Annotated in this window: 17 protein-coding genes and 6 tRNA genes; 8 read left to right on the plus strand and 15 right to left on the minus strand. The window is 65.0% G+C overall.

The annotated features are described in order from the left end of the window. Positions 1–516: 516 nt before the first annotated feature. From AC3FNH_RS03455 to AC3FNH_RS03465, 3 genes are all read right to left on the minus strand, one after another. Complete coding sequence (locus tag AC3FNH_RS03455) at positions 517–4,113, minus strand: UvrD-helicase domain-containing protein (protein WP_488719075.1); 3,597 nt, start codon at positions 4,111–4,113, stop codon at positions 517–519. Next, positions 4,110–6,977: a PD-(D/E)XK nuclease family protein gene (locus AC3FNH_RS03460; RefSeq protein ID WP_488719076.1), complete on the minus strand. Its 2,868-nt coding sequence runs from the start codon at positions 6,975–6,977 to the stop codon at positions 4,110–4,112. The genes AC3FNH_RS03455 and AC3FNH_RS03460 overlap by 4 nt, the downstream gene beginning before the upstream one ends. A 157-nt stretch (positions 6,978–7,134) precedes the next feature. Beyond that, on the minus strand, positions 7,135–7,410 hold the full coding sequence (locus AC3FNH_RS03465) for a hypothetical protein (RefSeq protein WP_276100072.1): 276 nt from the start codon (positions 7,408–7,410) through the stop codon (positions 7,135–7,137). 434 nt (positions 7,411–7,844) lie between these two features. Here AC3FNH_RS03465 and trxA point away from each other — a divergent pair, with 434 nt between their 5' ends. The 6 genes from trxA (at position 7,845) to AC3FNH_RS03495 (ending at position 14,436) form a co-directional block, all read left to right on the plus strand. Then, on the plus strand, positions 7,845–8,171 hold the full coding sequence (trxA, locus tag AC3FNH_RS03470) for a thioredoxin TrxA (RefSeq protein WP_010814265.1): 327 nt from the start codon (positions 7,845–7,847) through the stop codon (positions 8,169–8,171). A gap of 185 nt (positions 8,172–8,356) precedes the next feature. Then, positions 8,357–9,619 (plus strand): transcription termination factor Rho, encoded by a 1,263-nt coding sequence (gene rho / locus AC3FNH_RS03475; protein ID WP_276100071.1) that lies wholly within the window; start codon positions 8,357–8,359, stop codon positions 9,617–9,619. 115 nt (positions 9,620–9,734) lie between these two features. Continuing rightward, positions 9,735–10,592 (plus strand): M90 family metallopeptidase, encoded by an 858-nt coding sequence (locus AC3FNH_RS03480; RefSeq protein WP_488719077.1) that lies wholly within the window; start codon positions 9,735–9,737, stop codon positions 10,590–10,592. Positions 10,593–10,766: 174 nt separating this feature from the next. Further along, a complete protein-coding gene (locus tag AC3FNH_RS03485) occupies positions 10,767–11,027 on the plus strand; it encodes a type B 50S ribosomal protein L31 (RefSeq protein WP_276100069.1) in 261 nt (86 codons plus the stop codon). Between the two features lie 181 nt (positions 11,028–11,208). Next, positions 11,209–12,990: an ArnT family glycosyltransferase gene (locus tag AC3FNH_RS03490; RefSeq protein ID WP_488719078.1), complete on the plus strand. Its 1,782-nt coding sequence runs from the start codon at positions 11,209–11,211 to the stop codon at positions 12,988–12,990. 93 nt (positions 12,991–13,083) lie between these two features. After that, positions 13,084–14,436, plus strand: a complete 1,353-nt coding sequence (locus AC3FNH_RS03495) for an MATE family efflux transporter (protein WP_488719079.1) — start codon at positions 13,084–13,086, stop codon at positions 14,434–14,436. A gap of 60 nt (positions 14,437–14,496) precedes the next feature. Here AC3FNH_RS03495 and AC3FNH_RS03500 read toward each other — a convergent pair. The 7 genes from AC3FNH_RS03500 to gltX all read right to left on the minus strand — a co-directional run bounded on the left by AC3FNH_RS03500 (position 14,497) and on the right by gltX (position 17,129). Next, positions 14,497–14,573: transfer RNA gene (locus AC3FNH_RS03500), tRNA-Asp, on the minus strand. 67 nt (positions 14,574–14,640) lie between these two features. Next, positions 14,641–14,716: transfer RNA gene (locus tag AC3FNH_RS03505), tRNA-Glu, on the minus strand. A 107-nt stretch (positions 14,717–14,823) separates the two neighbouring features. Continuing rightward, positions 14,824–14,899 (minus strand) — tRNA-Ala (locus tag AC3FNH_RS03510). Positions 14,900–15,088: 189 nt separating this feature from the next. Continuing rightward, a tRNA-Asp gene (locus AC3FNH_RS03515) sits at positions 15,089–15,165 on the minus strand. A gap of 67 nt (positions 15,166–15,232) precedes the next feature. Continuing rightward, positions 15,233–15,308 (minus strand) — tRNA-Glu (locus tag AC3FNH_RS03520). Between the two features lie 64 nt (positions 15,309–15,372). Further along, positions 15,373–15,448 (minus strand) — tRNA-Ala (locus AC3FNH_RS03525). 274 nt (positions 15,449–15,722) lie between these two features. Continuing rightward, the gene (gltX, locus tag AC3FNH_RS03530) at positions 15,723–17,129 is read right to left on the minus strand and encodes a glutamate--tRNA ligase (RefSeq protein ID WP_488719080.1); all 1,407 of its coding nucleotides are present in this window, start codon (positions 17,127–17,129) and stop codon (positions 15,723–15,725) included. Between the two features lie 245 nt (positions 17,130–17,374). On the opposite strand from gltX, the gene AC3FNH_RS03535 reads away from it, so the two are divergent. Continuing rightward, entirely contained in the window at positions 17,375–18,310 is a 936-nt protein-coding gene (locus tag AC3FNH_RS03535) for a patatin-like phospholipase family protein (protein WP_488719081.1), read from the plus strand. A gap of 70 nt (positions 18,311–18,380) precedes the next feature. Here the strand turns inward: AC3FNH_RS03535 and AC3FNH_RS03540 are convergent, their stop codons facing one another. The 5 genes from AC3FNH_RS03540 to AC3FNH_RS03560 form a co-directional block, all read right to left on the minus strand. After that, on the minus strand, positions 18,381–19,067 hold the full coding sequence (locus tag AC3FNH_RS03540; RefSeq protein WP_488719082.1) for a C40 family peptidase: 687 nt from the start codon (positions 19,065–19,067) through the stop codon (positions 18,381–18,383). Between the two features lie 375 nt (positions 19,068–19,442). Further along, positions 19,443–21,113, minus strand: coding sequence for an ABC transporter ATP-binding protein (locus AC3FNH_RS03545; protein WP_488719083.1), 1,671 nt, complete (start codon positions 21,111–21,113; stop codon positions 19,443–19,445). Beyond that, on the minus strand, positions 21,110–22,234 hold the full coding sequence (locus AC3FNH_RS03550; RefSeq protein WP_276100063.1) for an ABC transporter permease: 1,125 nt from the start codon (positions 22,232–22,234) through the stop codon (positions 21,110–21,112). Before AC3FNH_RS03550 ends, AC3FNH_RS03545 begins: the two co-directional genes overlap by 4 nt. Continuing rightward, positions 22,231–23,283, minus strand: a complete 1,053-nt coding sequence (locus AC3FNH_RS03555) for a microcin C ABC transporter permease YejB (protein WP_276100062.1) — start codon at positions 23,281–23,283, stop codon at positions 22,231–22,233. The genes AC3FNH_RS03550 and AC3FNH_RS03555 overlap by 4 nt, the downstream gene beginning before the upstream one ends. A gap of 16 nt (positions 23,284–23,299) precedes the next feature. Next, complete coding sequence (locus AC3FNH_RS03560) at positions 23,300–25,189, minus strand: extracellular solute-binding protein (RefSeq protein ID WP_488719084.1); 1,890 nt, start codon at positions 25,187–25,189, stop codon at positions 23,300–23,302. Between the two features lie 210 nt (positions 25,190–25,399). Here AC3FNH_RS03560 and fabI point away from each other — a divergent pair, with 210 nt between their 5' ends. Then, the gene (gene fabI, locus AC3FNH_RS03565) at positions 25,400–26,188 is read left to right on the plus strand and encodes an enoyl-ACP reductase FabI (RefSeq protein ID WP_276100060.1); all 789 of its coding nucleotides are present in this window, start codon (positions 25,400–25,402) and stop codon (positions 26,186–26,188) included. The last annotated feature ends 460 nt before the right edge of the window (positions 26,189–26,648 follow it).

The following is a 26,648-nucleotide window of genomic DNA, read 5'->3' on the forward strand; positions in this document are numbered from 1 at the left end:
TCTAGCACGCGCATAGAAGTGCGCAATCCGGGGAGGAGTGTTTGTGTTTGCACCAACCTGTCGCTAAGTACTTCTAAGACAGGTGGCGAGGGCCGGTCGCAGAAAATTCGATTTGGCCCATAGAGGAAGAGGTTTTAGGTTACCTCGTTTTGTCGTCTGCTACACTGCCCACAGGTGTGTCACCTGAGTGCGTCACGCCGCTGCGAGGCTCATCACTTATGTGATTGATTTTAAAGGAAAAGTGCCGAGTGACGGCCAATGGCCAGGCTCGTCCACCTCATTCCCTCCCACTATTCCGCACGTCTTGCGCCCGTCTTCCGTTATCCGTTCCGCTATCCGTTTGGAACTTACGGGCTGTCCTGCAGAAATCCCCTACGCATCCCCAGGCTTTTCCGGCACCTCGTTGCGCCGGGCCACGCCGCGCATTCCGTCACTTTAGTACAGCAAGACTCCGGATGCCGCCTCCTGCATTCTGCGCCGATTCGGGCGAGACAGCAGGACGCGGCCGCTCAGGTTTCAGAACAATGAGCCCTGCACCGGCTCCACGGCCGGCGCGGACAGCGCCTCGACCGGAATCCACTTGCCGTCCGACGTAGCCACGCCGGCCTCCACTCGCTTGCCGGGGAACATCGGCGCCACGGCAGCCACATAGCGCATGAGCTGGGCACGATAGCCAGCATGTTCCTGGGGAAGCAAACGCAGCTTGTAGTCGATGATGACCACCCTGTCGTCGAATTCGACCAGCCGGTCGATGCGCAGCAGTCTGCCGCGCGCATCGTAGAGTTCGACCTCATTGCGCGCGGACGCCGCGTCAAAAGCCTGCAGGAGCGGCGACAGCGCCGGCGCCGAAAGCATCGTCTGCACTGCGCCGACGGCCTCGTCCACCTGGGCCTGCCAGGCCTGCCGCGCGCCTGGCGAGCCGGCCCCGGCCAGCGGAAACCAACGCAGCACGGTCGGCACGTCCGGCACGGAATCGAATGCATCGGGATAGCGCGTGATGCGCTCCAGCAACGCATGGATCAGCTCGCCGTGGCGCGCCGCGGCGGCATTGAAGACGATGCCTTCGGATTCATCGCCCGACGCCTCAAGCAGCGGCTCGCCGACGTCGTCGGGATCGTCGGCAAACGCCACCACCTCCGCCGCGCCGCGAAAGCGCAGCCGGAAATCCGTGAAGCGCACAGGCTCGCTCAGGCGCGATGCCGCGGGCAGGTGGTCTGCCAGCGTGGGCGGACGCTCGGCCACGGCCTCGCCCACGCCGGCCGCCTGCAGGCGCACATACCAGCTACCCGCGATTTCGCTGCCCGCTTCGGCATCGGCGTTGCGGCTCGCGCGGCCCCTGACGCCGCTGACCAGCAAGCCCTGTTGCGCTCGCGTCATCGCCACGTACAGCAGATTCCAGTTCTCGCGCTCGCCCAGCGCTGCCTCAGCGTCGAACAGCGGCGCGCGGGCCAGCCCGCGTTCGCTGCGCTTGCCGTACGCGGAAAAATGCCGCGGCACGCGCGACTCCGGCGACCAGTCGATCAGGATCCCGCCACGGTCCGGCGCCGGGTCGCTGTGGTTCGCATCCAGCAGCACGACGAACGGCGCCTCCAGCCCCTTGGCCGCGTGGACGGTCAGGATATGCACGGCGTCCAGCCCGGCCTGCGCGGGGTCCTCGTCAGCGGGTTCGGTGTCCTCCGCCATGCCGCCCTCGTCAGGGCTTTCCTGTTCGTCGCCACGCCGGATTTCCTGCAGCTCGTCGATGAACTTCGGCAGGCTGGGATAGCGGCCGCCGTCGAGGTCCAGCGACAGCTTCAGGAACGCGTCGAGATTGGCCAGCACCTGTTCGCGGATATCCGGCGGTGCGGCCTCGGCATAGCGCCGCCGCACTTCGCCGCCGTGGAAGATCTGGTCGATCAGGTCATGCACGGGCTGGTGCGGTGCCAGCCGCAGCCAGTGCCGCAGCCGCGCCACGCCATCGCGGACGGCATCGGAACAGACTTGCGGCACGCCGCCTGCCTCGATGCGCGCCCACCAGCCGCCCTCGCCCTCCAGTTGCGACAGCGCCATGAGGTCGTCATCCGTGGCCCCCACCAGCGGGCTCTTGAGCACGTGGGCCAGTTCCAGGTCGGATTCCGGCGTCATCAGGAACGCCAGCAGGGCCGACAGGTCCAGCGCCTCGAGCGTGGCCAGCAGGCCGCCACGGCGCGGGCTCAGGCACGGGATGCCGGCCTCGCGCAAGGCGCGCTCGTAGTCGGCCAGATGGGTCTTGCGCCGCACCAGCAGGTGCATGTCGCTCCAGCGCGCTGGCCGTTGTTCGCCGCCCTCATGAACCGGGACAGTGTCGTGGATATGGCGCAGCCATGCCGCGACGCGCCGCCCCTCTTCCAGGCGCAGCGAGTCGCCCTCCTGACGCCGCGGCTGCAACAGCGTGTCGCGATGGCCAGTTTCCGTTGCCGCGTCCGCGGGCGTGTCCGCCTCTTCGGCCGGCGCTTCGGCCGATCCGCTGTCCCCCGGCTCCACCAGCGGCAGCAGCCAGACCGGCCCGCCGCCTTCCGGCAGCGCGGTGGTCTGTGTTTCGTAGAGCGGATATCGGCCTTCGCCTCGCGCGGCATCGAACACCGCGTTGACCCATGCCAGCACTTCCGTGCGGTTGCGGCGAGTGCGGTTGGTGCGCAGCACCGTGGCACCGAACTCCGCCTGCAGCATGGCGCTCGCGGCGCCGAACAGGCGCGCGTCGGCGCGGCGGAACCGGTAGATCGACTGCTTGGGATCGCCGACCAGGAACACCGTCGGACGTTCGCCAAAGCCCGCATAGCCGGCCAGCCAGCCTTGCAGGATGCGCCACTGCAGCGGGTTGGTGTCCTGGAATTCGTCCAGCAGCAGGTGGCGGTAGCGCGCGTCAAGGCGCACCTGTAGATAAGTGGCGGTTTCCTCCTCGGCCATCAGGCAGGCGGCCTGCCACTCCAGGTCGGCGAAGTCCATCGCGCGCTGCTCGCTCTTGTATTTCTGGTAGCGTTCCAGCAGCGCATCGCCGAGGCGGTACAGCGCAAGGTTGACCGCGAGCACCGCGGCCTCGCAGCGGCGCGCACTGATCTCGTCGAGCATCGCGCACAGTTCGCCGTGCTGCGCCACCAGCGCATCGGCCTGCGATTCCCCCCCAGCCGACTTGACCAGCGCGCTGGTCCGGCGCAGCGAGCGCGGGCTGCCCGCCGCGGTGAAGAATGCCGTGCGCAGCAGCGCGAACGCTTGCTCGGCCGGCTGGCCCGGCGCCGCCCCGGCTTCGCGCCACGCGCCGATGGCAATGAGCGCGTCCTGGATGCGGCCCGCATGCGCCTGTTCGGTCTTGCCGCCGCCACCGAGCCGCGACGCCAGCGACTGGCACATTTCGAGCCATGCTTCGTCGCTCAGCACCGGCACCAGCACGTCGCCCTGCGCATCTTCGCCAAGGCAATCGGCCAGCGCCTGGGCCGGGTCGCCGCCTTCGCGCATGGCCCACCACTCGCTGCGCGCATGGAACATGGCGTCGAGCAGGCCACGCGCCTGGAACTCGCCGACCGCATCGACGAGCGTTTCGTACGCCTGCCGCAACTCGGCATATCGCGGCGCCGCCAGCGAGCGCCAGACCGGCGCCCACGCTTCGCGCTTCATGCGCAGCGCGTCCTCGCGCAAGGACGCGCCCGGCACGACCCCGGACGCGAGCGGTGCGCCGCGCAGCAGCGTGCCGAACCAGCCGTGGAACGTGTCGATGGCCATGCGTCCGGGTGCGGCCAGCACCTGCGCGTGCAGGCGACGAGCGCGCGGCAGCGCGTCGCGCGCAGCCTGCGGCGTCATGCCGCGCATGACCAGCGCCTCGACCACCGCGTCATCGCTGTCGCGCGCCATCTGCGCGAGCACTTCCAGCAGGCGCTCGCGCATTTCCTCGGCGGCCTTGCGCGTGAAGGTGATGGCCAGGATCTCGTGCGGGGCGGCGCCAGCCAGCAGCAGGCGCACCAGCCGCGCCACCAGCAGCCAGGTCTTGCCGCTGCCGGCACAGGCTTCGACCACCACCGAACTGGCGGGATCGCACGCGGCGCGCGTGAAATCGGCCTCGCTCACGGGCTGGCCGTCGCGCAGGTAGGCGTGAACTGTCATGATGTCAGCACCGGCACGGCAGTGGATTCCCAGAAACCCTTGCGGCACAGGCCGCGGGCACTGCAATACGTACAGGCCGAGGCGTCGCCGAACGCCGGCAGCCGCGCACCCTGGCGCAGGCGCATGACGTCGTCGCGCATCTGCCGCTCCAGCCAGGCCACGGCGGCGTCGAAGTCCGGCAGGTCGACTTCGCGCTGCGGCGCCGCAGCGCCTTCGCGCGCGCCCTCCAGCGCCACCCAGCTTCCGCCGACCGCATCGGCACGCAGCAGGCCGTAGAACGGCAGTTGGCAATCCTCCTCGACCTCGCTGGTCTTGCGCTTGAGGCGCGTCGCACTCTGCGTCTTGTAGTCGAGCACGGCATGCGCGCCATCCGGTCCCTGGTCGAGCCGGTCGATGCGGCCGTTCAGCCGGATCGGCTTGCCATCGGGCATGGGCAAGTCCACGCCGGCGTCGATCTCGCCGCCGCGCCAGAACCATCCTTGCGCTTCGCGCCCGATCTGCCACGACACATAGGTCGGCAGCACTTCGCACCAGCGCCGGTAGTAGCCGATCGCGTTGCCGTCCTCGGCCATCAGCGCGCCAAAGACGTCGTCCGAGATTTCGCGCAGCCGGTCGAGCCGCGCCGCCTCCGGCACCACGTCGCCGCGCTCGCGCCGCGCCTGCACTTCGCGGTGGTAGCGCAACAGCACGCGGTGCAGCAACTCGCCGATGTCGCGCTTCTCCAGGTCTTCGCTCACGGTATCGAGCCCCGCCAGCCCCAGCATGCGGCCGGCAAAGAACTGGTAGGGACAGCGTCGCAGCATGTTGTAGGCCTGCGCGCTCCAACGGGCCGGCACCAGCTCCGGCGCCGACGGCGCCGGCATGCCGCGCGTGTCGGCGAACGTCTGGTGGACGAGCGGCGCCATGCTCGCTTCAAGCGTCACACCGGCGCGCGCGCAGCACGCGGACAGGCGCTCGATCCAGCCGGACACATGCCTGGGCTCGCCGCGTCCGCCCAGGCGCTGCCAGGTCAGCACCACCTCGTCGTTGTTGAGCAGCACTTCCGCCAGGTCGCGGGCCTGCTGCGCAAAGCGTGCTTCGCGGTCTTCCAGTTCCAGTTCGCGGCGCATCTGGTTGGAGAAGAACATCAGCTCCGCAGCGCTTGACGGCAGTTGCGCGTCGTCGCATCCCACCACCACGACGCCGTCGAACCGACGCATGCGAGCACCGTTCAGCGGCAGGATGGTGATCCGGGCCGCGCTGCTGGCCGAAGGCTCCTTGTACGCCACCGACTCCAGCAACGCGGACAGCATCGAGCGGAATTCCGCTTGCGACAGCGTGGCGTGCGAACTGGTCTCGTCCGATGGCAGGTCCTGCAGCCGCGCCAGCGCGTCAAGCAACTGACGGCCGGCCTCATCCGCGGCGAGCGCGGCGCGCATGCCAAGCGCGTCGAGGGTACCGTCCAGGCAGCCCAGCCAGACCGACAACGGGTGCTGCACAACGCCGCGCGGCCAGAGGCGGGCCTCATCGGCGAGCATGACAAGTAGTTGACCCGCGCTGCGGCGCACCGCTTCCGCGCGCTCGATTTCCGCGTCTTCAGCTTCTGCCGGCGCCGCAGGCAGTGCACCGGACAGGTGGCGTAGCCGGTCCCATCCGCCGCTGATATTGTCGCGGCGGACGCGGCGCTCGATCAGTGCGATGGCGACGCCGCGGTCCGGGAATTCGGGCAGGCAGAACGGGCTCTTCAGCAAGTCGAGCAGCGCAGCGGTGTCGCCATCGCGCACCAGCAAGTCGAACCAGCGCATCAGCGCGGCGGCCGCGCGCGTGGTGGACAGCTTCCAGCCGGTCTCATCGCGCACCGGCGCGCCGGCACGGGCGAGCAGCGCCCGCACTCGCCTTGCCACGACGCGATCGTGCGCGACCAGTGCAATATTGCGGCGCCCCGCGTTGAGCCATTGCACAAGCTGATCGGCCGCGGCGGCCGCTTCATCCTCGAAACGGGCGGCGCCGATGACGCGGATCGATGGCCGCGCTTGCGGCAGCCCTGGCAGGGCCTGCGCGAATGGCGGCGCATCATCGTCATGCGCGATACGCGCTTCGGGCCACAGGGCGACCAGCGTGTCATACCAGCCGGCAGATTCGGCGTCGCCGTCACCCGACCAGTCGTAGCCGATCTCCAGCACGGGCACGAGCTCGGCGGCATCGCGCAAAAAGGCAGTCTCGATCTGCGTGGGCGGTGTCGGACCGACCCAGACCACCGGCCCCGAGAGTTGCTGCGCGAGTTGGCGCAATGCGCGCCGGCGCGAAGGCAGGGGATCGTCCGGACCTGACAGCGCCTGCCAGAACGCCAGCACGATGCGCGCCTCTTCGCCGAGCAGCCGCTCGGACAGGTGCGCATAGGTGCGTTCCAGCGCGCCCTGCAGCAGCGACGCCCGGTCCATGCCGTCCAAGGCTTCGCCGTCGCTCACGGCGGCGTCCTCGAGCCAGCGCGTATTGAGCTCGTCGCAGATCGACAGCAGGGTCTGCGCCAGGCCCCACGCCGCGGATTCCGTTTGCGCGCCGAACGATCGCCTCAGCCAGTCCTGCGCGCGCACCGCCTGCTGCACGGCCAGCAGGCGCGCGGGATGGCTTCGCACCGGCGTGCCATCGGGCGGCAGGTCGAGCAGCCAGTGGCCGAGCGTCAGGACGCGGGGCAGCAGCCGCGGCCGCCCGGCCGCGCGCGCCACGGCATCGAGTGCCATGCGCACGCCGGGAATCTGCGCCGCGGTCGGAACGACGACATGTGCGGCGGCTTGCGGCACGCCGCAGTGGTCCAGGAAATGCCAGGCGGCCGCAGCGGCCTGGTCAAGGAAGTCCGGGCCGGGACGAAAGCGCAGCGGCGTCATGGGCGCAGGCGCCGCGGCTTAAGCGGACTGCAGAAGGGAACGGGTGGAAACAAGGGACGCAAGCAACGGCAATGGCGAAAACAACGAAGCCCCGCTTCCCGCACAACGCACGGTTCGGGGCGCGATTTGAAGTCCGAGCGGGTGGCCCCGCGCCGGATCAGTCCGAACGACGCTCCAGCCGCGCCCGGATCTCGCGCGCGGTTTCGAGCAGGCCTTCGTAGCCCGAGCGCGCGTGTTCAGGCAGGTCCGGGTCGCCGACCAGCGTGCCCAGTGTCTCGATGATGCTGTACACCAGCCCCTTGGCCGCGCCGCTGGCGATGCTGTCCGTCTCGACCGCGCTGCTGATGTGATCCAGCGCGTCGCTCAGGTGTTCCACATCCGGAGACGCCGGCTCGGCGTCGGGCTGCGTGGGCTTGCGGGAATCGGGAGTCATGTCGATGGCCTTGTCAATGGCGCATGGCGCGCAGGAATTGCTGCCCTTCTATTCTACGCGTCCGGCGGGCGCATCAGGCACACGTCGGTCAAATCCGGGCAGAGCGCCAGCGCACTCGAAAGTGCCGCTTGTCCCACATGATCGATTGCCGGAATCTCTTGGCCCCATTGAAACAACCATTCATGCGAACCGGAAATCCAAGGCAGAATATAAGCACCGCCGGAGATTATCCGGGCCGCTAACGGGGCCTTTTGGGAGCCGTCTTGAAAATCCGCAAACTGGTAACATATCGACCAAACCGGGGCGCGACAGCGGCCGCCGCGGCGAATCTCCGCCAGGCGCCGTCAGGCGAATCCGGAGATTCTCATGTAAGGTAGCAGTTCGGCCATTCCCAGCCATTGACATAAACTGAGCGAAACCAGAGGTTTTCCGCCATGAGTGAACAAATCAAGTATGTGAGCGACGCCTCGTTCGACGCCGACGTCCTCCAGTCCGACAAGCCGGTCCTGCTCGACTTCTGGGCGGAATGGTGCGGCCCCTGCAAGATGATCGCCCCGATCCTGGACGAAGTGGCCAAGGATTACGGCGACAAGCTGCAGATCGCCAAGATCAACGTCGATGAGAACCAGCAAGTGCCCGCCAAGTTCGGCATCCGCGGCATCCCGACACTGATCCTGTTCAAGAATGGTGCAGTCGCGGCCCAGAAGGTCGGCGCACTGTCCAAGTCGCAGCTCACGGCGTTCCTCGACGGCAACCTGTAAGCGCTTGCCTGCCGGAGCCCTGGCATGGGCTCCGGGTTTCCCACGATCCGATGTGCGTGCGCCACCCTCTGGCGCCCCGGTCGGATTGTGCTAAGATGCCACCAACAACTTCCCCGAGCGTTCGCTCATTTCTTTCCCCCTTCCCTCTAGGTCTCGCCCGTCCGGGCCTTCTGTACCCCTTGTCTATGCACCTGACAGAACTCAAATCGCTTCACGTGTCTGCGCTTCTCGAAATGGCGGCAACGCTCGAGATCGACAACGCACAGCGGATGCGCAAACAGGAACTGATGTTTGCGATCCTGAAGAAGCGCGCCAAGATGGGCGAAACCATCTACGGAGACGGCACGCTGGAAGTTCTGCCAGACGGTTTCGGTTTCCTGCGCTCGCCGGAAACCTCGTACCTGGCCAGCACGGATGACATCTACATCAGCCCGTCGCAGATCCGCCGCTTCAACCTGCATACCGGTGATTCGATCGAAGGCGAAGTGCGCACGCCCAAGGACGGCGAGCGTTACTTTGCACTGGTCAAGGTCGACAAGGTCAACGGGCAGCCGCCCGAAGCGGTGAAGAACCGCATCATGTTCGAGAACCTGACGCCGCTGCACCCGAACCGGCCGCTCCAGCTCGAACGCGACATCAGGGCCGAAGAGAACATCACCGGCCGCATCATCGACATGATCGCGCCGATCGGCCGCGGCCAGCGCGCGCTGCTGGTGGCCTCGCCCAAGTCCGGCAAGACCGTGATGCTGCAGCACATCGCACACGCGATCGCCAACAATCATCCGGAAGCGGACCTGTTCGTGCTGCTGATCGACGAGCGCCCGGAAGAAGTGACCGAAATGCAGCGCTCGGTGCGCGGCGAAGTCGTGGCCTCGACCTTCGACGAACCCGCCATCCGCCACGTGCAGGTCGCCGAAATGGTGATCGAAAAGGCCAAGCGCCTGGTCGAACTGAAGCGCGACGTGGTCATCCTGCTGGACTCGATCACCCGCCTGGCACGTGCCTACAACACCGTGGTGCCCGCATCGGGCAAGGTGCTGACCGGCGGTGTCGACGCCAACGCGCTGCAGCGCCCGAAGCGCTTCTTCGGCGCCGCGCGCAACCTGGAAGAAGGCGGTTCGCTGACCATCATCGCCACCGCGCTGATCGAGACCGGCAGCCGCATGGACGACGTGATCTACGAAGAGTTCAAGGGCACCGGCAATATGGAAGTGCACCTGGAGCGCCGCCTTGCCGAAAAGCGCGTCTATCCGTCGATCAACTTGAACAAGTCCAGCACGCGCCGCGAGGAGCTGCTGATCAAGCCGGACATCCTCCAGAAGATCTGGATCCTGCGCAAGTTCATCTCCGACATGGACGAAGTCCAGGCCATGGAATTCATCCTGGACAAGATGAAGGCAACGAAGAACAACGCAGAGTTTTTCGATATGATGCGCAGAGGCGGCTAAGCCTCCGGCATCTTCGCCCAGCGAACAAAAGGCGTGCCGCGGCACGCCTTTTTGTTTTGTCGCTTTTTTTGTCGCATTGCCAGGGCCGGCCCCGGCTTCCAGCCCTCACCGCACCATGCTTGGCAAACTGACCCAATTCCTGCGCACCCGCTCGAAAGCCCGCAAGCTCGAGCACTACGCCATCCCCGATGCGCTGTGGGAGCGCACCGTGTCGGCACTGCCGTTCGTGCAGCGCTACGCCGAGGACGACCTGCGAGCGCTGCGCGAACTGGCCACGCTCTTCATCGCAGAGAAGGAATACTCCACCGCGCACGAACTGCCGCTGACCGACGACATGGTGGTCAGCGTCGCGGTACAGGCTTGCGTGCCCATCCTGCGTCTGGGCATCGAGTGGTATCGTGGCTGGCACGGCATCGTGTTGTACCCTGGCGAATTCATCATCCGGCGTACGGTGCAGGACGAAATCGGGCTGGTGCACGGCATCGTCGAGGAAGCCAGTGGCGAAGCCTGGGAACATGGGCCGGTCATCTTGTCCTGGCCCGATGTCGACACCCCGGGCGGCGGCGCCGATACTGGGTACGATGTGCCCGCCGACACGTACAACGTCGTGGTCCATGAATTTGCCCACAAACTGGACATGCTCGACGGCGAGCCCGACGGCATTCCGCCGTTTTCCCGGATATTGCACCCTGGCGTCGACGCCGAAGCCTGGGCCGAGACTTTCCTGACTGAGTATGACCGGTTCGCCGAAACCTGGGATCGGCACCCTGCTGAAGCCTGGGAGCATCCCGAACGGCTGCCTCCTGCGCTCCGCCTGATCGACCCGTATGGCTGCGAAGCACCTAGCGAGTTTTTTGCAGTGACGGCCGAAGCATTTTTCGTCGAACCGGCAGGCCTGAAACGTCACTGGCCCGTGATCTACCAATGCCTGGCCACGTTCTTCCGGCAGGATCCCGCCGGCACATCGGTGTAAGCTGCCGATTCCGGCGCTGGCCGGTTCGATGCGAATTGCGGCCGCGCTTCCCCAAGCCATTGTTTTTCTGCCATAATCCTGGTTTGCCCGTAATCGGCAAGTGGTTCGTCTCGCGCCTCGGCAGTGTGCCGGCAGCGCGCAACGGACTGGCTACCCAACCAGAAAGGAATCACCATGAAAGAAGGCATCCACCCGAATTACCGCGAAGTCGTGTTCCAGGACATGTCGAGCGACTTCAGCTTCATCACGCGTTCGACCATCCAGACCAAGGACACGATCGTGAAGGACGGCAAGGAATACCCGCTGGCCAAGATCGAAGTCTCGTCGGAATCGCACCCGTTCTACACCGGCACCCAGAAGATCATGGACACCGCCGGCCGCGTCGAAAAGTTCCGCCAGAAGTTCGGCAGCAAGCTGGGCAAGGCTGCGAAGTAATCGCTCCTGCGAACACCCGTTTGCGTGGCGCCAGCGGACAGATGTTCCGGTGCCATGCAGACCCGCAAAGAGGCAGCAGCGGCTGCCTCTTTGCATTTGCGCCCTCCCACCGTTCCGGCCCTGGCGCCGTCACTCGCTTGCCGCTGCCGGGCCCGTCCCGCGCTGCCGACCCGATCCGCCGATGCGTGAAGCCAAGACTTCTCCCGTTCAGTTGACCGCCGCCGCAACGGGCGCGTTGCCGCGCGCCCTGCTGCTGGCGATCTGCATCATCTACGGGCTGACCGGCCTGTTCCACCGCGACCCCTGGAAGAACGAGGATGCGGCCGGTTTCGGCGTGATGTGGCAACTGGCGACGGGCGGCGCGCATGACTGGCTGATGCCCAACATCGCCGGGCGCCCGTTCACCGACGATGGTCCGCTGGTCTTCTGGATCGGCGCGGCCATGATTCGCCTGTTCGGCAATTGGCTTGGCGTTCCCGATGCGTCGCGCCTGGCTACGGCGCTGTGCTTCTTCGGTACCTGCGCTTTTATCTGGTACACCACCTACCTGCTCGGGCGCCGAGACGAGGTCCAGCCGTTCGCCTATGCCTTTGGCGGCCAGCCCAGCGCGCGCGACTATGGCCGCACGCTGGCTGACGGCGCCCTGCTGGTGTTCCTGGCCTGCGTGGGGCTGGCGGTCCGCGGCCATGAGACGACCGCGCAGGTCGGCCAGGTCGCGCTGATTGCCATGATCCTTTACGGACTGGTGCGTAGCCTCGACAAGCCCATACATGGCAGCCTGGTGTTCGGGCTCGGCCTGGGCGCGCTGACCCTGGCGAGCGGGCCGATCCTGCCCCTTGCCTTGCTGGTTGCCGCGGTGATCTGCGCAGCCGTCTGCGCCCCGCTACCCTGGCGGCGTCTGGCGGCTATCGGCGTGCCGCTGGCCCTGCTGATTGTCGCGGCATGGCTCGCCGCCGCGTATTTCGGCACCCCGGACCGGAGCGAGGCCGTGACGTTCATCCGCGAGTGGGCCCGCTATGACCGTCGCAGCTACGGCGCGCCGAACATGCAGACGTTCGGCTTCAATATGCGCAACCTGTTCCTGTACGCATGGCCGGTCTGGCCAATCGCGGCCTGGGCCTTGGTAGCGTGGGCCGGCATGCGCCGCGCCCCGCATGTCGCGCTGCCGCTGGCGCTGCTGCTGCCGACACTGGTGCTGCTGTTCCTGCAGACCAATGCCAGTGATGCGCAGTTCATCCTGCTGCTGCCGCCGATGGCGATGCTCGGCGCGTTCGCACTGCCTACGCTCGCGCGCGGCGTGATCAACGCAATCGACTGGTTCGCGCTGCTGTTCTTCACCATTTTCGGCGGCACGGTGTGGTTCCTGTGGGTCGCCAAGACCACGGGATGGCCGCCGCGCATCGCGAGCAACGTCTTCCGGCAATTGCCCGGCTTCCAGCACCACTTCAAGCTTTCCTCGGTCATCTTCGCCTTGCTGGTCACAGTGGCCTGGGTGCTGGTCGTACGCTGGCGGCTGTCGCGGGCGCCCAAGCAGATCTGGCGCCCGGTAGTGATCTCCGCCGCCGGCACCACGCTGATGTGGGTCATAGCCATGACGCTGTGGCTGCCGTCGATCAACTACGGCAAGACCTACCGCGACGTCGTCGAGGCCGCCGCCATGGCGCTGCCGCCCACGTACCAGTGCGTGCAACCGATTCGCATGGGCAATGCCCAGCTTGCATCATTCGCCTACTTTGGCCATTTCCGCTTCGGCGGCCCGGAAGACGATTGCGACATCCTGCTGCGGCACGACAGCGCCGACTACGGCGAACCCAGCAAGATCTCGCATTTCGAATGGCGTCTGATCTGGGAAGGCCGCCGGCCCGCCGACCGTGACGAGCGCTTCCGCATGTATCGCCTGGTCGATACCTCGCGCGCCACGCACGCACGGCCCGAACTGCCTCGGCACCGCCTGCCCCAGTAACCCTCAATCCTCCCGCCGGCGGCATGGCTGGCGGCCGCGCCGCCGCTGCCGGCTGACTCTCGGGCGCATCGAAGCGCCTGCGCGAAAAACGGCATGAACCTGCTTCACGATCTGCGGCGTATCGCCCATCTTGCCGCGCCGGTCCTGGTCGGCCAGCTCGCCGTCATCACGTTTGGCGTCATGGACACGATCATGGCCGGGCGCGCCTCCGCGAGCGACCTTGCCGCGGTCGGGCTCGGCGGTTCGATCTATGTGACGATCTACATCAGCCTGATGGGCGTGCTGCAGGCCCTTGCGCCGATCGCGGGGCAACTCTACGGCGCGGGCCGCAGCGAACAGATCGGCAGCGAGGTCAGGCAAGCCGCCTGGCTCGGACTGGCGTTGTCCGTTCCCGGCGTGCTCCTTCTCATGTTTCCGGAACCGCTGCTCGCCTTTGCCAAGGCGCCGCCGGAACTGGTCGACAAGGCCAGCCAGTATTTGCATATCGGCGCATTCGGCCTGCCCGCGGCGCTTGGCTTTCGCATCTATTCCGCGCTCAATAACGCGCTATCGCGCCCGGTCATGGTGACGGTGCTGCAGATCGTCGGCCTGGCACTGAAGGTGCCGCTCAACACCTGGTTCATCAACGGAGGCCTTGGCATGGCCGCCATGGGCGGACCGGGATGCGCGCTGGCGTCGACGCTGATCAGCTGGGGCTGGTGCATTGCCGGCCTGCTGATCCTTCGCCATAGCGCGGTCTATCAACCCCTGAAGATTTTTTCCGCCTGGAGCTGGCCTGTACCGGCACAGTTGCGCGCAATGCTCCGGCTAGGCGTGCCGATGGGGCTCACCTACCTGATCGAGATCACGTCCTTCACACTGATGTCGATCTTCATCACGCGCATGGGCACGGTCACCCTTGCCGGGCACCAGATCATTGCCAACCTCGGTGCCGTGGCCTATATGCTGCCGCTATCGCTGGCCATTGCCACGTCGACACTCGTGGCACAGTCGATCGGCGCGCGCGACATGGATGGCGCCAGCCGGCTCGCATGGCGCGGTATCTGCCTGGCAGCCTCCCTTGCCATGCTGACCGGCTGTCTGCTATGGCTGCTGCGGGAGCCCGTGCTGCACGCTTACACCAAAGATGCCAACGTCGTGGCCGCCGCGTTGCCACTGGTACTGTTCATCGCCTTCTACCAGGCCTTTGATGCCATCCAGGTCATGACCGCGTTTATCCTGCGCGCCTACAAGATCGCGTTGATCCCGACGCTGATCTACGCCGGTTCACTGTGGGGGATTGGCATTGGCGGCGGCTATGTGCTGGGCTTTGGCCTGATCGGGGGGCTGCCCGCGTTCACGCGCGGCGCCGCCGGTTTCTGGATCGCCAATAGCGCGAGCCTGGCCGTCGCCGGATTCCTGCTGGTGCGCTATTTCACCCGTATCAGCGCTGCGCGTGGGCATTGACGACTAATCTCAAGCGCAAAAGAAAAAACCCACATGGGATTAACCATGCGGGTTTAGTTTTGGCGGAGTGGACGGGACTCGAACCCGCGACCCCCGGCGTGACAGGCCGGTATTCTAACCGACTGAACTACCACTCCTTAGTCGGCTGCCACCTCGAACTTCGTTCGACGCGGCAATTCAGGCATTTGATTACGCCCGATGTTATGGCGTCCCCTAGGGGATTCGAACCCCTGTACTCACCGTGAAAGGGTGATGTCCTAGGCCTCTAGACGAAGGGGACAGAAACTTGTCTTTCAACACGTTCCGTCTCGCGTTGAGAAGTCCAGCATTCTAACAGACTTTTCTTCGCTTTGGAAGCATCTTTTAACTACGATGCATCCTGAATTCTGGTGGAGCTAAGCGGGATCGAACCGCTGACCTCTTGCATGCCATGCAAGCGCTCTCCCAGCTGAGCTATAGCCCCGTATTACGGTATTTACAACAATACTGCTTATTCTCCGCATCAGCATTACTGCACCGCCTCAGCGAATAAAAGGATTATATACAGCCTTGATATAAACCGCAACATTTATTTTCTGCCGCGGCGATTATCAGATAATCCTCTCACTTATAAGAAAAAACCCACATGGGATTAACCATGTGGGTTTAGTTTTGGCGGAGTGGACGGGACTCGAACCCGCGACCCCCGGCGTGACAGGCCGGTATTCTAACCGACTGAACTACCACTCCTTAGTCGGCTGCCACCTCGAACTTCGTTCGACGCGGCAATTCAGGCATTTGATTACGCCCGATGTTATGGCGTCCCCTAGGGGATTCGAACCCCTGTACTCACCGTGAAAGGGTGATGTCCTAGGCCTCTAGACGAAGGGGACAGAAACTTGTCTTTCAACACGTTCCGTCTGGAACCATCCCGAACCGCGGATAATCCCGGTATTTTGGTGGAGCTAAGCGGGATCGAACCGCTGACCTCTTGCATGCCATGCAAGCGCTCTCCCAGCTGAGCTATAGCCCCTTGGCACTACCATTTACTACTGCCTGCTTATTCGCCGCTCCGGTTAATTCACCGTTTCAAGCGAAGCCGAGATTATATATCAACCTCGATTTTTTGCAAGCCCCCAATCTGTTTTTCGTCCTGCCCTGCTTTCGCAGATTTTTGCCTGACGGCCACAAGATTCTTTCCAGATTGCCCGCTTGTCTTGCTTACTGACCGCGCTGCAGGGAGAACGAGATTATGGCGAAGTCCTGACAGGAGCGCAAGTCCCCGCCAGGAATTTTCGCAACTTTTTTTACGCGCTCAGGCCAGCGGCAAGCCGGCGCAGCACGGTCTCGCGGCCAAACAGCTCCAGCACAGCGTCAATGCTGGGCGTCTGGAGCTGGCCGGCAACCAGCAGGCGCACCGGCATGGCGAGCTTGGGCATCTTCAGACCGAACTCCGCCAGCACCGCCTTGAATGTGGCGCTGATGGCTTCCCGCTTCCATTCGGGCAGTGCACCCAACTGGGCCACCAGTGCCTTCAGCGCCGGCTGGATTTCAGGCGTCAGGTGCTCGGCCTTCAGTGCGGCATCCGCTTGCGGCTCGCCACGATAGAAAAGCAGCGCCGTCTGCGCGACTTCCTTGAGCGTGTTGGCCCGGTCCTTGACCAGGGCAATCACCCCGGCCAGGTCCGCGCCCTCGACCTTGCCGCCGAGCGCCTCGATAAACGGACGGGTCAGTTCAGCCAGGCGCGCGTTGTCGCCGACCTTGATGTAGTGATTGTTCAGCCAGGCGAGCTTTTCCGGGTTGTACTGCGCCGGCGACTTGCCCAGGTGCTCGAGGTCAAACCACTCGACGAACTGCTCGCGGCTGAAGATCTCCGCGTCGCCATGTGCCCAGCCCAGACGGGCCAGGTAGTTCACCACCGCCTCGGGCAGATAGCCTTCGTCGCGATAGCCGGTGACGCTCATGGCGCCATGGCGCTTGCTCATCTTCTCGCCGCTCTCGTTGAGCACCGTCGGCAGGTGGGCGTAGACCGGCTGCGTGCCGCCGAGCGCGCGGATGATATTGATCTGCCGCGGCGTATTGTTGACATGATCGTCGCCACGGATCACGTGCGTGATCTTCATGTCGAGGTCGTCCACCACCACGCAGAAGTTGTAGGTCGGCGTGCCGTCCGGGCGCGCAATGACGAGATCGTCCAGCTCTTCGTTGGAGATCTCGATGCGCCCCTTCACCGCGTCGTCCCACACGACGCTGCCATCGAGCGGATTGCGAAAACGCAGCACAGGCTTTACGCCCGCCGGCGGTGGCGGCAGGACCTTGCCCGGTTCCGGGCGCCAGAAGCCGTTGTAGCGCGGCTTCTCGCCACGCTCGCGCTGGGCCTCACGCAAGGCGTCCAGTTCTTCCGTGCTCATGTAGCACGGGTAGGCCAGCCCGGTGTCGACCATCTGGGCCAGGACCTCGCGGTAGCGGTCCATGCGCTGCATCTGGTAGAACGGGCCTTCGTCGATATCCAGGCCAAGCCACGCCATGCCTTCCAGGATCACGTCGACGGCTTCCTGCGAAGAACGCTCGACATCGGTATCTTCGATGCGCAGCACGAAATCGCCCTTCATGCGGCGGGCAAACGCCCACGGATAAAGCGCGGATCGGATATTGCCGAGGTGGATGAAGCCGGTCGGGCTCGGCGCAAAGCGGGTGCGGACGCGTTGGGTCATGGCGGTCGGGAACAAACAAAAAAGCCCGCGCGGACGCGCGCAGGCTGGAATATGTCGGTGCTGCATTATAGCAAGCGCGGCCGGCCGCCCTGCCCGCCGGCTCCCCTCGACCCGGCATCGCCAGCCCGCCCGAACGGAATCATTTATGCTTCGCCGGGTCACAGGAACGGTCGGCACGGGAAAAGTACCGTTGCCGCGCCGCCCAAGTCACATTCCGGCCACCGCCTGCCTCTGCAACCTGATTCATGCAACGACGTCATTTCCTCGGCGCCTCGGCAGCCGCCCTGCTTTCGGCCTGCTCGTTTGGCCCGCGCCCATCCACACCGCAGACTCCGGCAAACCCGGTGGCCACGCAGCCGGCAACGCGCCCGGTCAAGATCGGCCTGGCGCTCGGCGGCGGCGCCGCGCGCGGCTTCGCCCACATCGGCGTGATCAAGGCGCTCGAAGCCCAGGGCATCCACCCTGACCTGGTTACCGGCACCAGCGCCGGCGCGGTGGTCGCCGCGCTCTATGCCACCGGCATGAGTGGCTTCGAACTCAACAAGCTCGCCCTGAGCATGGACGAGGCAGCCATCGCCGACTGGGCCCTGCCCTTCGGCACCCGTTTTGGCGGGTGGCTCAAGGGCGAGGCGCTGCAGAACTATGTGAACCGCCTGGTATCGAACCGCCCGATCGAGGCCATGAAACTACCGCTTGGCATCGTCGCCACCGACCTCAAGACCGGTGAGCGCGTCCTGTTCCGGCGCGGCAATACCGGACAGGCCGTGCGGGCGTCCAGCAGCGTGCCGGGCGTGTTCCAGCCGGTCTCCATCCAGGGGCGGGATTATGTGGACGGCGGACTGGTCGAGCCAGTACCCGTGGATTCGGCGCGCAGCATGGGCGCGGACTTCGTCATCGCCGTCAATATCTCTGCGGACCCGTCCAGCCAGAAAAATAGCGGCCAGAGCGGCGTACTCCTCCAGACGACTACGATCATGGGCCAGTCGATCAACAAGATGGCCCTGGCACGCGCGGACGTGGTGATCCGCCCCGAACTGCCCGACATGGGCGGCAGCGACTTCAATGCGCGCAACCGCGCGGTGCTGGCCGGCGAACAGGCCGCTGTCGCGATGATGGCCACGTTGCGCCAGCGGCTGGAGCAAGCCCGCTTGCGGCCGGCAGGCACCGTGGCGGCTCAATAGCCGGCAAACCCCGACAAGCAAAAAAAGGACTGCCGAGGCAGTCCTTTTCTTATTGCCCGGCAGGCATGTTTCAGCCGCCGTACAGCGTGCGCGTGCTGGCGTTCGGGTCGAATCGCTTGAGCGTCTCGACCATGTTCCCAAGGCCGTCGCCGCGATTCGAAGACTGGCCGTCCTCGATACGGCGGGCGCCGTTGTAGCGCGTCACCCAGTAGGCGGCGCGCATGTCGTCGACGCGGATCTTGCTGCCCGTGGACGGCGCGTGGACGAACTTGTTGTCGCCGATATAGATGCCCACGTGCGAGAAGGTCTGGCGCATGGTGTTGAAGAACACCAGATCACCCGGGCGCAGGTCATTGACGGCCACATTGGTGCCAACCTGGCTGATCTCGACAGAACGGCGCGGCAGCATGAAGCCGAAGGTGTCATGGAACACGTAGCGGACAAAGCCGCTGCAGTCCAGGCCGGATTCCGGGCTGTTGCCGCCGAAGCGGTAACGCACGCCAATCAGGCCAAGCGCGTTCATGACCAGGTCGCCGGCCTTGCTGGCGACGTTGCTGGTGGAATTCACGACCGACGACAGCAAGCCGCGCTTGCCTTCCACATGCGTCTCCGCGCCCAGTTGGGCCGAAGCATCGATGCGGGCATCGGGGTCCTTGAAAACCGTATCCGCCAGCACTCCATTCGACACAGTCGCACCGCAGGCAATGGCAATCCCGGCGGCAACGCGTGCCAGGGAATGAAGTACCGATCGCTGCATTGGTTCTCCTGATGAATCGTTCGAATCATCGCCATCACGCCGGACGAATAACGCCGGCGTAGATGGTGATGCCTGAATCATTGCGGGGATGACCGGGCGCAAGAACCGCGCCAGTCAAAAAGGCACACAAACCGTGCATTGCCCGTCCCAAAGCGGACGAGCGGCCACCCGAAAAATAGTCCTCGCGGGATGGTATAGGCTTGCCACCCTTCTGTCAAAGTTCGTTACAAATTTGACGGAAAGTGCTTTCCAATCAAAGACCTAGCTCAGTTATCGCATCTGGATTGTCGTTTTCCGCATGACAGCGGCATGACCAGGGCATGACAGAGGCATGACACCGCCCGAAGGCGGTGTGATTGCTGCATGGCAATGATCTCAGGCCGCACCAATCTGGGCAGCAGCCATCAGCTTGCGCGTATACGGATGTTGCGGTGCGCCGAGAACCGCCTCGGTTTCGCCAGCCTCCACCACCTCTCCCGCCTTCATGACGATGACCCGGTGCGCCATGGCACGAATCACCGCGAGGTCGTGGCTGATAAACAGGTAGCTAAGGTTGTACTTGTGCTGCAGCTGGGAGAGGAGCCCCAGCACCTGCTGCTGGATCGAGACATCGAGCGCCGAAGTGGGCTCGTCAAGTACCAGCACCTGCGGCTTGAGGATCAGTACCCGGGCGATGGCGATGCGCTGGCGCTGCCCACCCGAGAATTCATGCGGGTAGCGGCCCAGCGCGGTCCGGTCGAGCCCGACTTCGCGCAGCGCATCGATGACCTGCTGGCGCGTGGCGTCGCGGGACAGGCCCGGCTGATGCAGCCCCAGCCCCTCGCCGACGATCTGCTCGATCGTCATGCGCGGCGACAGCGAGCCGAACGGGTCCTGGAATACCACCTGCATGCGCGACCGCATCTCGCAGCGGTCCTTGCGCGTAGCGCCGTCGAAGCTGCGCCCGAGAAAATGGATCGTGCCCGCGCTCTTGCCCTGCAGCGCCAGCACGGCATGGGCCAGCGTGGTCTTGCCCGACCCCGATTCCCCGACGATGCCGATGGTCTCGCCCTCGCGCAGCTGGAAATCGACGTCCTTGACCGCCGCGAACTGGTCCTTGCCGAACCAGCCCGCCATGCCCTTGCGCTTGCGCGAGTAGTTGACGCAAAGCCCGCGCGCCTCCAGCAGCGTCGGCGCCAGCGGCACCAGCGGCAGCACCTCGCGGCGCGGGCGGCTGTCGATCAGCTTGCGGGTGTAGGGATGCTGGGGCGAGGCGAACACCTGCGCGGTCTCGCCCGTCTCGACCATCACCCCCTTCTCCATCACCCCGACCCGCTGGGCAAACGAGCGCACCAGGTTCAGGTCATGGGTGATCAGCATCACCGCCATGCCGAATTCGGTCTGCAGGTCGCGCAGCAGGTCCATGATCTGCGCCCGGATGGTGACATCCAGCGCCGTGGTCGGCTCGTCGGCCAGCAGCAGCTTCGGGCGGCAGGCCAGTGCCATGGCGATCATGGCCCGCTGGCGTTGCCCGCCGGAAAGCTGGTGCGGGAAACTGTCGAAGCGATGCGCGGCGTCGCTGATACCGGTGCGCTCCAGCAGGGCAATGGCGCGTTCGCGCGCCGCGCGCCGGTCAAGCCCCTCATGCAGCGCCAGCGTCTCGACGATCTGGTTGCCGATCGTGTAGAGCGGATTGAGCGCGGTCATGGGCTCCTGGAAGATCATGGCGATCTCCGCGCCACGGATGGCCCGCATCTCCCGGTCCGACACGTCGAGCAGGTTGCGGCCCTCGAAGCGGATCGCGCCATGATAGTGGGCATCCTCCACCAGGCGCAGCATGGCCAGCGCGGTAACGGTCTTGCCAGACCCCGACTCGCCCACCAGCGCATAGCGCTCTCCGGCACGCAGGTCGAAGCTGACCTCGCGCACGGCCCGCGTGGCCTCGTCGCCATGGCCGAACGTGACCGAGAGCTTGTCCACGCAGATCAGCGTGCCGCCCGGCGACGGGGATGGCGACGGACTGGCCGGCATGGCCTCCGCTTCGCGGAGCTTGGGCACCACGTTCATGGCGTTGCCCCCGCAGGCGCACCGGCCGGCACCTTGGGCGCCACGCGGCCACGCAGCGCGGCCAGGCCCAGCCGCGTGTCGAACGCATCGCGCAGCGCGTCGCCCATGAAGGTCAGCAGCAGCAAGGTCACCACCAGCACGGCGAAGGTCGACAGCGAGATCCACCACGCGTCCAGGTTGCCCTTGCCCTGCGCCAGCAGTTCGCCAAGGCTCGGCGTGGTGGGCGGCACGCCCAGGCCGAGGAAGTCCAGGCTGGTCAGCGCCAGGATCGACGCGCTCATGCGGAACGGCAGGAAGGTGATCACCGGCGTCAGGCTGTTGGGCAGGATATGGCGCCACATGATCTGCACGTTGGACAGCCCCAGCGCCCGCGCCGCCTTGACGTAGTCAAGCGAGCGGTTGCGGTAGAACTCCGCGCGCACGTAGTCCGACAACCCCATCCAGCCGAACAGCGACAGCAGGATGATCAGCAGCGCCAGGCTGGGCTCGAAGATCGACGCGAAGATGATCAGCAGGTACAGCTCCGGCATGGAACTCCAGATTTCGATGGCCCGCTGCGAGAACAGGTCGAAGCGCCCGCCGAAGAATCCCATCAGCGCACCGGTCAGGGTGCCGATCAGCACGCCGATCAGCGTCAGCGCCAGCCCGAACAGCACCGACACGCGGAAGCCATAGAGCAGGCGCGCCAGGATGTCGCGCCCACGGTCATCGGTACCCAGCCAGTTGTCGGCGGACGGCGGCGCTGGGTTGGGCTCCTTGGCGAAGTAGTTGAGCGAGTCGTACGAATAGCGGTTCAGCGGGAACACCGCCAGATTGCCATTCGACGTGATGCGGTCGCGGATATAGGGATCCAGGTAGTCCGCCGGTGTGGCGAAATCGCCGTCGAACGTAGTTTCAGGATAGACCTTGACGATCGGGAAATACCACTCGCCCTTGTAGCGCACCACCAGCGGGCGGTTGCTCGACAGGACTTCCGCGCACAGGCTCAGCACAAAGATCGCGACGAACAGGATCAGGCTCCAGTAGCCCAGGCGATTGCGCCGGAAACGCTGCCAGGCCCGCTGGCGCGGAGACGGCGAATGCGGCAAGCCGTTCGGCACCGCTTGCGAGTGTGATTTCATCGGTGCAGGGCCTCGAAATGGATGCGGGGGTCGACCAGCACGTAGCAGACGTCGGAAATCAGCCGGGTGACCAGGCCGATCAGGGTGAACAGGTAGAGCGTCCCCAGCACCACCGGATAGTCGCGCCGCAGCACGGCCTCATAGGACAGCAGGCCGAGCCCGTCGAGCGAGAACAGCGTTTCGATCAGCAGCGAACCGGTGAAGAACGCGCCGATGAACGCGGCCGGGAACCCGGTGACCAGCGGGATCAGCGCATTGCGGAACACGTGCTTCCAGAGCACGCGGCGCTCGGCCAGACCCTTGGCCCGGGCAGTCAGCACGTACTGCCGGCGGATCTCGTCCAGGAATGCGTTCTTGGTCAGCATGGTCACCACGGCAAAGCTGCCCACCACCGATGCGGTGATCGGCAGGACCAGGTGCCACAGATAGTCCGTGACCTTGCCCATCAGCGAAAGCTGGTCCCAATTGTCGGAGGTCAGTCCGCGCAGCGGGAACCACTGCACGAACGTGCCGCCGCCGAACAGCACCAGCAGCAGCACGCCAAGCACGAAGCCCGGAATGGCGTAGCCCACCAGCACGATCATGCTGGTGACCACATCGAACCGGCTGCCGGCGCGGATGGCCTTGGAAATGCCGAGCGGCACCGATATCAGATAGGTCAGGAAAAAGGTCCACAGCCCGATGCTCACCGAAACCGGCAGCTTGGATTTCACCAGCTCCCACACGCTGCGGTGCTGGAAGTAGCTCTGGCCGAGGTCAAACCGCGCAAAGCGCTTGAGCATCAGGAAGTAACGCTCGATGGGCGGCTTGTCGAAGCCATACAGGGCCTGGATTTCCTTGATCTTCTCGGGATCCACGCCGCGCCGGCCACGGTACTCGGCACCGCCGCCGCTGGCTTCGGCGCTGCCGCCGCCGCGCCCCTTGAGTTCCAGCATCATCTGCTCGACGGGCCCGCCCGGCACGAACTGGATGACAACGAAGGTCAGCGTGATGACCCCGATCAGCGTCGGGATCATCAGCAGGATGCGCTTGAACAGGTAGGCAAGCATCGGCTGTCCCCTTTCCTCAGCGAGCCGCGGCACGCGCGACGGTATCCGTGCGCCACCAGTTGCTCAGAATCCAGCCTTCGGCCGTGTAGTAGTAAGGCAGCCGATCCCTGGGGAAACCCAGTTCCTTGCGGTAAGCCACCCGATGCGACGCACTGTACCAGTTTGGCACGATGTAATAGCCATGCATCAGCACCCGGTCCAGGGCACGTCCGGCTGTGACGAGTTCTTCACGCGTATTGGCGTGCAGGACATTGTCCACGAGCTGGTCGACCTGTGGCGATTTCAATCCGAACAGGTTGTCCGATCCCGGCGTGTCCGCCGCCTCGCTCGAGAACCGGTCGCGCAGTTCGTTGCCGGGGCTCTGTGAATCGGGGAAACGGATCGACACCATGTCGAAGTCGAAGTCCTCTAGCCGCTTCTGGTACAGCGCGTAGTCGGTGGTGCGCTGGTTCACCTGGATGCCAAGCTTTTCGAGATTGCGGACATAGGTCGTGATCACCCGGCTCATGGCCCCGCCATCATCGAGGAACTCGAACACCATCGGCTCGCCCTTGGCGTTGCGCAGGGCGTCATCCGTGTATGTCCAGCCGGCCTGCGCCAGCAGGCGGCGCGCTTCGCGCAGATTGTCCCGGAGCGAGCGCGGCGGATTGGTGGTTGGCTGCACGACATCGGGACCAAAGACCTCCGACGGCAGTTTTGCCTGCATCGGCTCCAGCAGCTTCAGTTCGCCCGGCCCGGGCCTGCCGTCAAAGGTGGCGCTGGCCGCCAGTTCGCTATTGGAGAACCAGCTGTCCAGCCGCTTGTAGGCGCCGTAGAAGAGCTGGCGGTTGAGCCATTCGAAATCCAGCGCGAGGATCAGCGCCTGCCTGACCCGCACGTCCTTGAAGATCGGCTTGCGCATGTTCATGACGAAGCCCTGCATGCCCGCGCCGTTGCGGTGCGGGAACTCCGTCTTGATCAGTTCGCCCTTGCTGAAGCGGGTGCCCTGGTAGCTCTTGGCCCAGTTCTTGGCCCGGTACTCGACGATCGCGTCGAACTCGCCGGCCTTGAAGGCTTCGAGCTTGGCGGTTTCGTCCTTGTAAAGCCGGTACACCACGCGCTCGAAGTTGAAGGTGCCGCGCCGCACCGCCAGCTTCTTGCCCCAGTAGTTGGGGTCACGCTTGAAGATGATGCCGCGGCCAGCGTCATAACGATCGATGATGTACGGGCCGCTGGTGACTGGCTCCTCGAAGGTCAGCTTCTCGAACGGGACGGTCTGGGTCCACTTCTTCGAGAACACCGGCAGCGATCCGACGATCAGCGGCAATTCGCGGTTGCGCTGCTTGAAATCGAAGCGCACGCTGCGCTCGCCCGTGACCACCACGGACTTCACGTCCGTGCACATGCTGCGGTAGCCCGGGCTGGACGCCTTGCTCATCAGCATGTCGTAGGAATACTTCACGTCCGAGGCCAGCACCGGGTCCCCGTTGGAGAAGCGCGCCTCGGGACGGATGTGGAAGACGACCGACAGCTCGTCCGGCGCCACCGTGACATCGTCTGCCAGCAGGCCGTATGAACTGGCGGTCTCGTCGGCGCTGCTGATCAGCAGCGACTCGAACATCAGGGCATTCAGTCCCGGGGCGGCGGTGCCCTTCAGCGTGAACGGATTGAATTTGTCGAAACTCGTGCGGCGGTCGGGGTTGGCAAGCGTCAGCGTGCCGCCGACCGGAGCGTCCGGATTGACATAATCGAAATGCTTGAAATCGGCCGGGTACTTGAGGTCCCCGTGCAGGGCAAAGCCATGCTCCGCGTTCGCCGTTGCGGGAATTCCCGCAGCGAGCGCCAGCGCCAGCCCAACCCGCAGTACCGTGTCTCGACGGAAGCACTGCCATGCCGCCTGAAGCGGCCAACGTGCTTGAATAGGCATCCCGCTGGATTCCTCCAATATGACTCTGGGGTCCGGCGTTCTGCGGCCGGGCCAAGTTGTGAGACAATTTTACATGCGTCCGGGTAGGCTCCAGCCATCCGGACATTCCCTCTACACGGCGCAATAAAGCGGCCGTCGGACACCGGCGGCATGCCCGCGGCTGCGGGGCCGACCCAGGCAGCGTGCCCGATATAACACCTTGGAGAATTTATGGGATTTCTGGCAGGTAAGCGGATCCTCATCACCGGCTTGCTATCGAACCGTTCGATCGCCTATGGCATCGCATCGGCCTGCAAACGCGAAGGCGCCGAACTCGCCTTCACCTACGTCGGTGAACGGTTCAAGGACCGGATCAGCGACTTTGCCAAGGAATTCGGCACCGACCTGGTCTTCGAATGCGACGTCGGCAGCGACGAGCAGATCGCCGCAACCTTCGCCGGCCTGGGCCAGCGCTGGGAAAAGCTCGACGGCCTGGTGCACTCGATCGGCTTCGCCCCGCGTGAAGCCATTGCCGGCGACTTCCTGGAAGGCCTGTCGCGCGAAGGCTTCCGCATCGCGCATGACATCTCCGCCTACAGCTTCCCGGCACTGGCCAAGGCCGCGCTGCCGATGCTGTCGGACAAGGCCTCGCTGCTGACGCTGACCTATCTCGGCGCCGAGCGCGTGGTTCCCAACTACAACACCATGGGCCTGGCCAAGGCCGCCCTGGAAGCCAGCGTGCGCTACCTGGCGGCCTCGGTCGGTCCGCGCGGCATCCGTGCCAACGGCATTTCGGCGGGCCCGATCAAGACGCTGGCCGCGTCCGGCATCAAGGACTTCGGCAAGCTGCTCAACGCCTTCGAGGCTTCGGCCCCGCTGCGGCGCAACGTGACCATCGAGGAAGTCGGCAATGTCGCGGCGTTCCTGCTGTCGGACCTTGCCAGTGGCGTGACCGGTGAAATTACTTATGTCGATGCCGGCTTCAATATCGTCGGGGCCATGCCGCCCGACGCCTCGTAAGCGGCTGCCCGCGTATCAGCCCTGAAGGGGTGCCAGCGCTTGCTGGCACCCCTTTTTTGTGGTTCTTCGCTGGATTGCGGGGGAATGGGTAATGGTAGGGTTGTCGTGCTTGGCAGGCGCTGCTGTTTCGCCGGCGTAGCCGGCGAGTCACTTTTTGTCCGAGCGACAAAAAGTAACCAAAAAGCGCGTTTACTTGCCCTAGCGGGCGAATATTGATCGTAGTGTGCTGAGGGTGTTGTACGGGGATGGGCTTCAGAGAGTGCCTGGCTGCCTGCCGCGTGGTGCGCGTCCGCGGCAGGATTAGAGCGCTGATTGAACGAGCCCCGAAACTGTCCGTGGTCCCTGCTGCGACCGACATCGTGTAATCGCCTTCGGCTGCGCTACGCGCAGAGCCCTGGTCTGAGCACCCAGGCCGCAGGCAAACCGCGCCACAGCGAAGCAGAGAAACCGAACCGTCGGC

It is taken from the genome of Cupriavidus sp. 22TCCZM01-5, from assembly GCF_057798915.1.

Excerpts from the sequence above, each read along its gene's own strand:
- AC3FNH_RS03455 (WP_488719075.1), bottom strand. The coding sequence starts at position 4,113 with ATGACAGTTCACGCCTACCTGCGCGACGGCCAGCCCGTGAGCGAGGCC.
- AC3FNH_RS03460 (WP_488719076.1), bottom strand. The coding sequence starts at position 6,977 with ATGACGCCGCTGCGCTTTCGTCCCGGCCCGGACTTCCTTGACCAGGCC.
- AC3FNH_RS03465 (WP_276100072.1), bottom strand. The coding sequence starts at position 7,410 with ATGACTCCCGATTCCCGCAAGCCCACGCAGCCCGACGCCGAGCCGGCG.
- trxA (WP_010814265.1), top strand. The coding sequence starts at position 7,845 with ATGAGTGAACAAATCAAGTATGTGAGCGACGCCTCGTTCGACGCCGAC.
- rho (WP_276100071.1), top strand. The coding sequence starts at position 8,357 with ATGCACCTGACAGAACTCAAATCGCTTCACGTGTCTGCGCTTCTCGAA.
- AC3FNH_RS03480 (WP_488719077.1), top strand. The coding sequence starts at position 9,735 with ATGCTTGGCAAACTGACCCAATTCCTGCGCACCCGCTCGAAAGCCCGC.
- AC3FNH_RS03485 (WP_276100069.1), top strand. The coding sequence starts at position 10,767 with ATGAAAGAAGGCATCCACCCGAATTACCGCGAAGTCGTGTTCCAGGAC.
- AC3FNH_RS03490 (WP_488719078.1), top strand. The coding sequence starts at position 11,209 with ATGCGTGAAGCCAAGACTTCTCCCGTTCAGTTGACCGCCGCCGCAACG.
- AC3FNH_RS03495 (WP_488719079.1), top strand. The coding sequence starts at position 13,084 with ATGAACCTGCTTCACGATCTGCGGCGTATCGCCCATCTTGCCGCGCCG.
- gltX (WP_488719080.1), bottom strand. The coding sequence starts at position 17,129 with ATGACCCAACGCGTCCGCACCCGCTTTGCGCCGAGCCCGACCGGCTTC.
- AC3FNH_RS03535 (WP_488719081.1), top strand. The coding sequence starts at position 17,375 with ATGCAACGACGTCATTTCCTCGGCGCCTCGGCAGCCGCCCTGCTTTCG.
- AC3FNH_RS03540 (WP_488719082.1), bottom strand. The coding sequence starts at position 19,067 with ATGCAGCGATCGGTACTTCATTCCCTGGCACGCGTTGCCGCCGGGATT.
- AC3FNH_RS03545 (WP_488719083.1), bottom strand. The coding sequence starts at position 21,113 with ATGAACGTGGTGCCCAAGCTCCGCGAAGCGGAGGCCATGCCGGCCAGT.
- AC3FNH_RS03550 (WP_276100063.1), bottom strand. The coding sequence starts at position 22,234 with ATGAAATCACACTCGCAAGCGGTGCCGAACGGCTTGCCGCATTCGCCG.
- AC3FNH_RS03555 (WP_276100062.1), bottom strand. The coding sequence starts at position 23,283 with ATGCTTGCCTACCTGTTCAAGCGCATCCTGCTGATGATCCCGACGCTG.
- AC3FNH_RS03560 (WP_488719084.1), bottom strand. The coding sequence starts at position 25,189 with ATGCCTATTCAAGCACGTTGGCCGCTTCAGGCGGCATGGCAGTGCTTC.
- fabI (WP_276100060.1), top strand. The coding sequence starts at position 25,400 with ATGGGATTTCTGGCAGGTAAGCGGATCCTCATCACCGGCTTGCTATCG.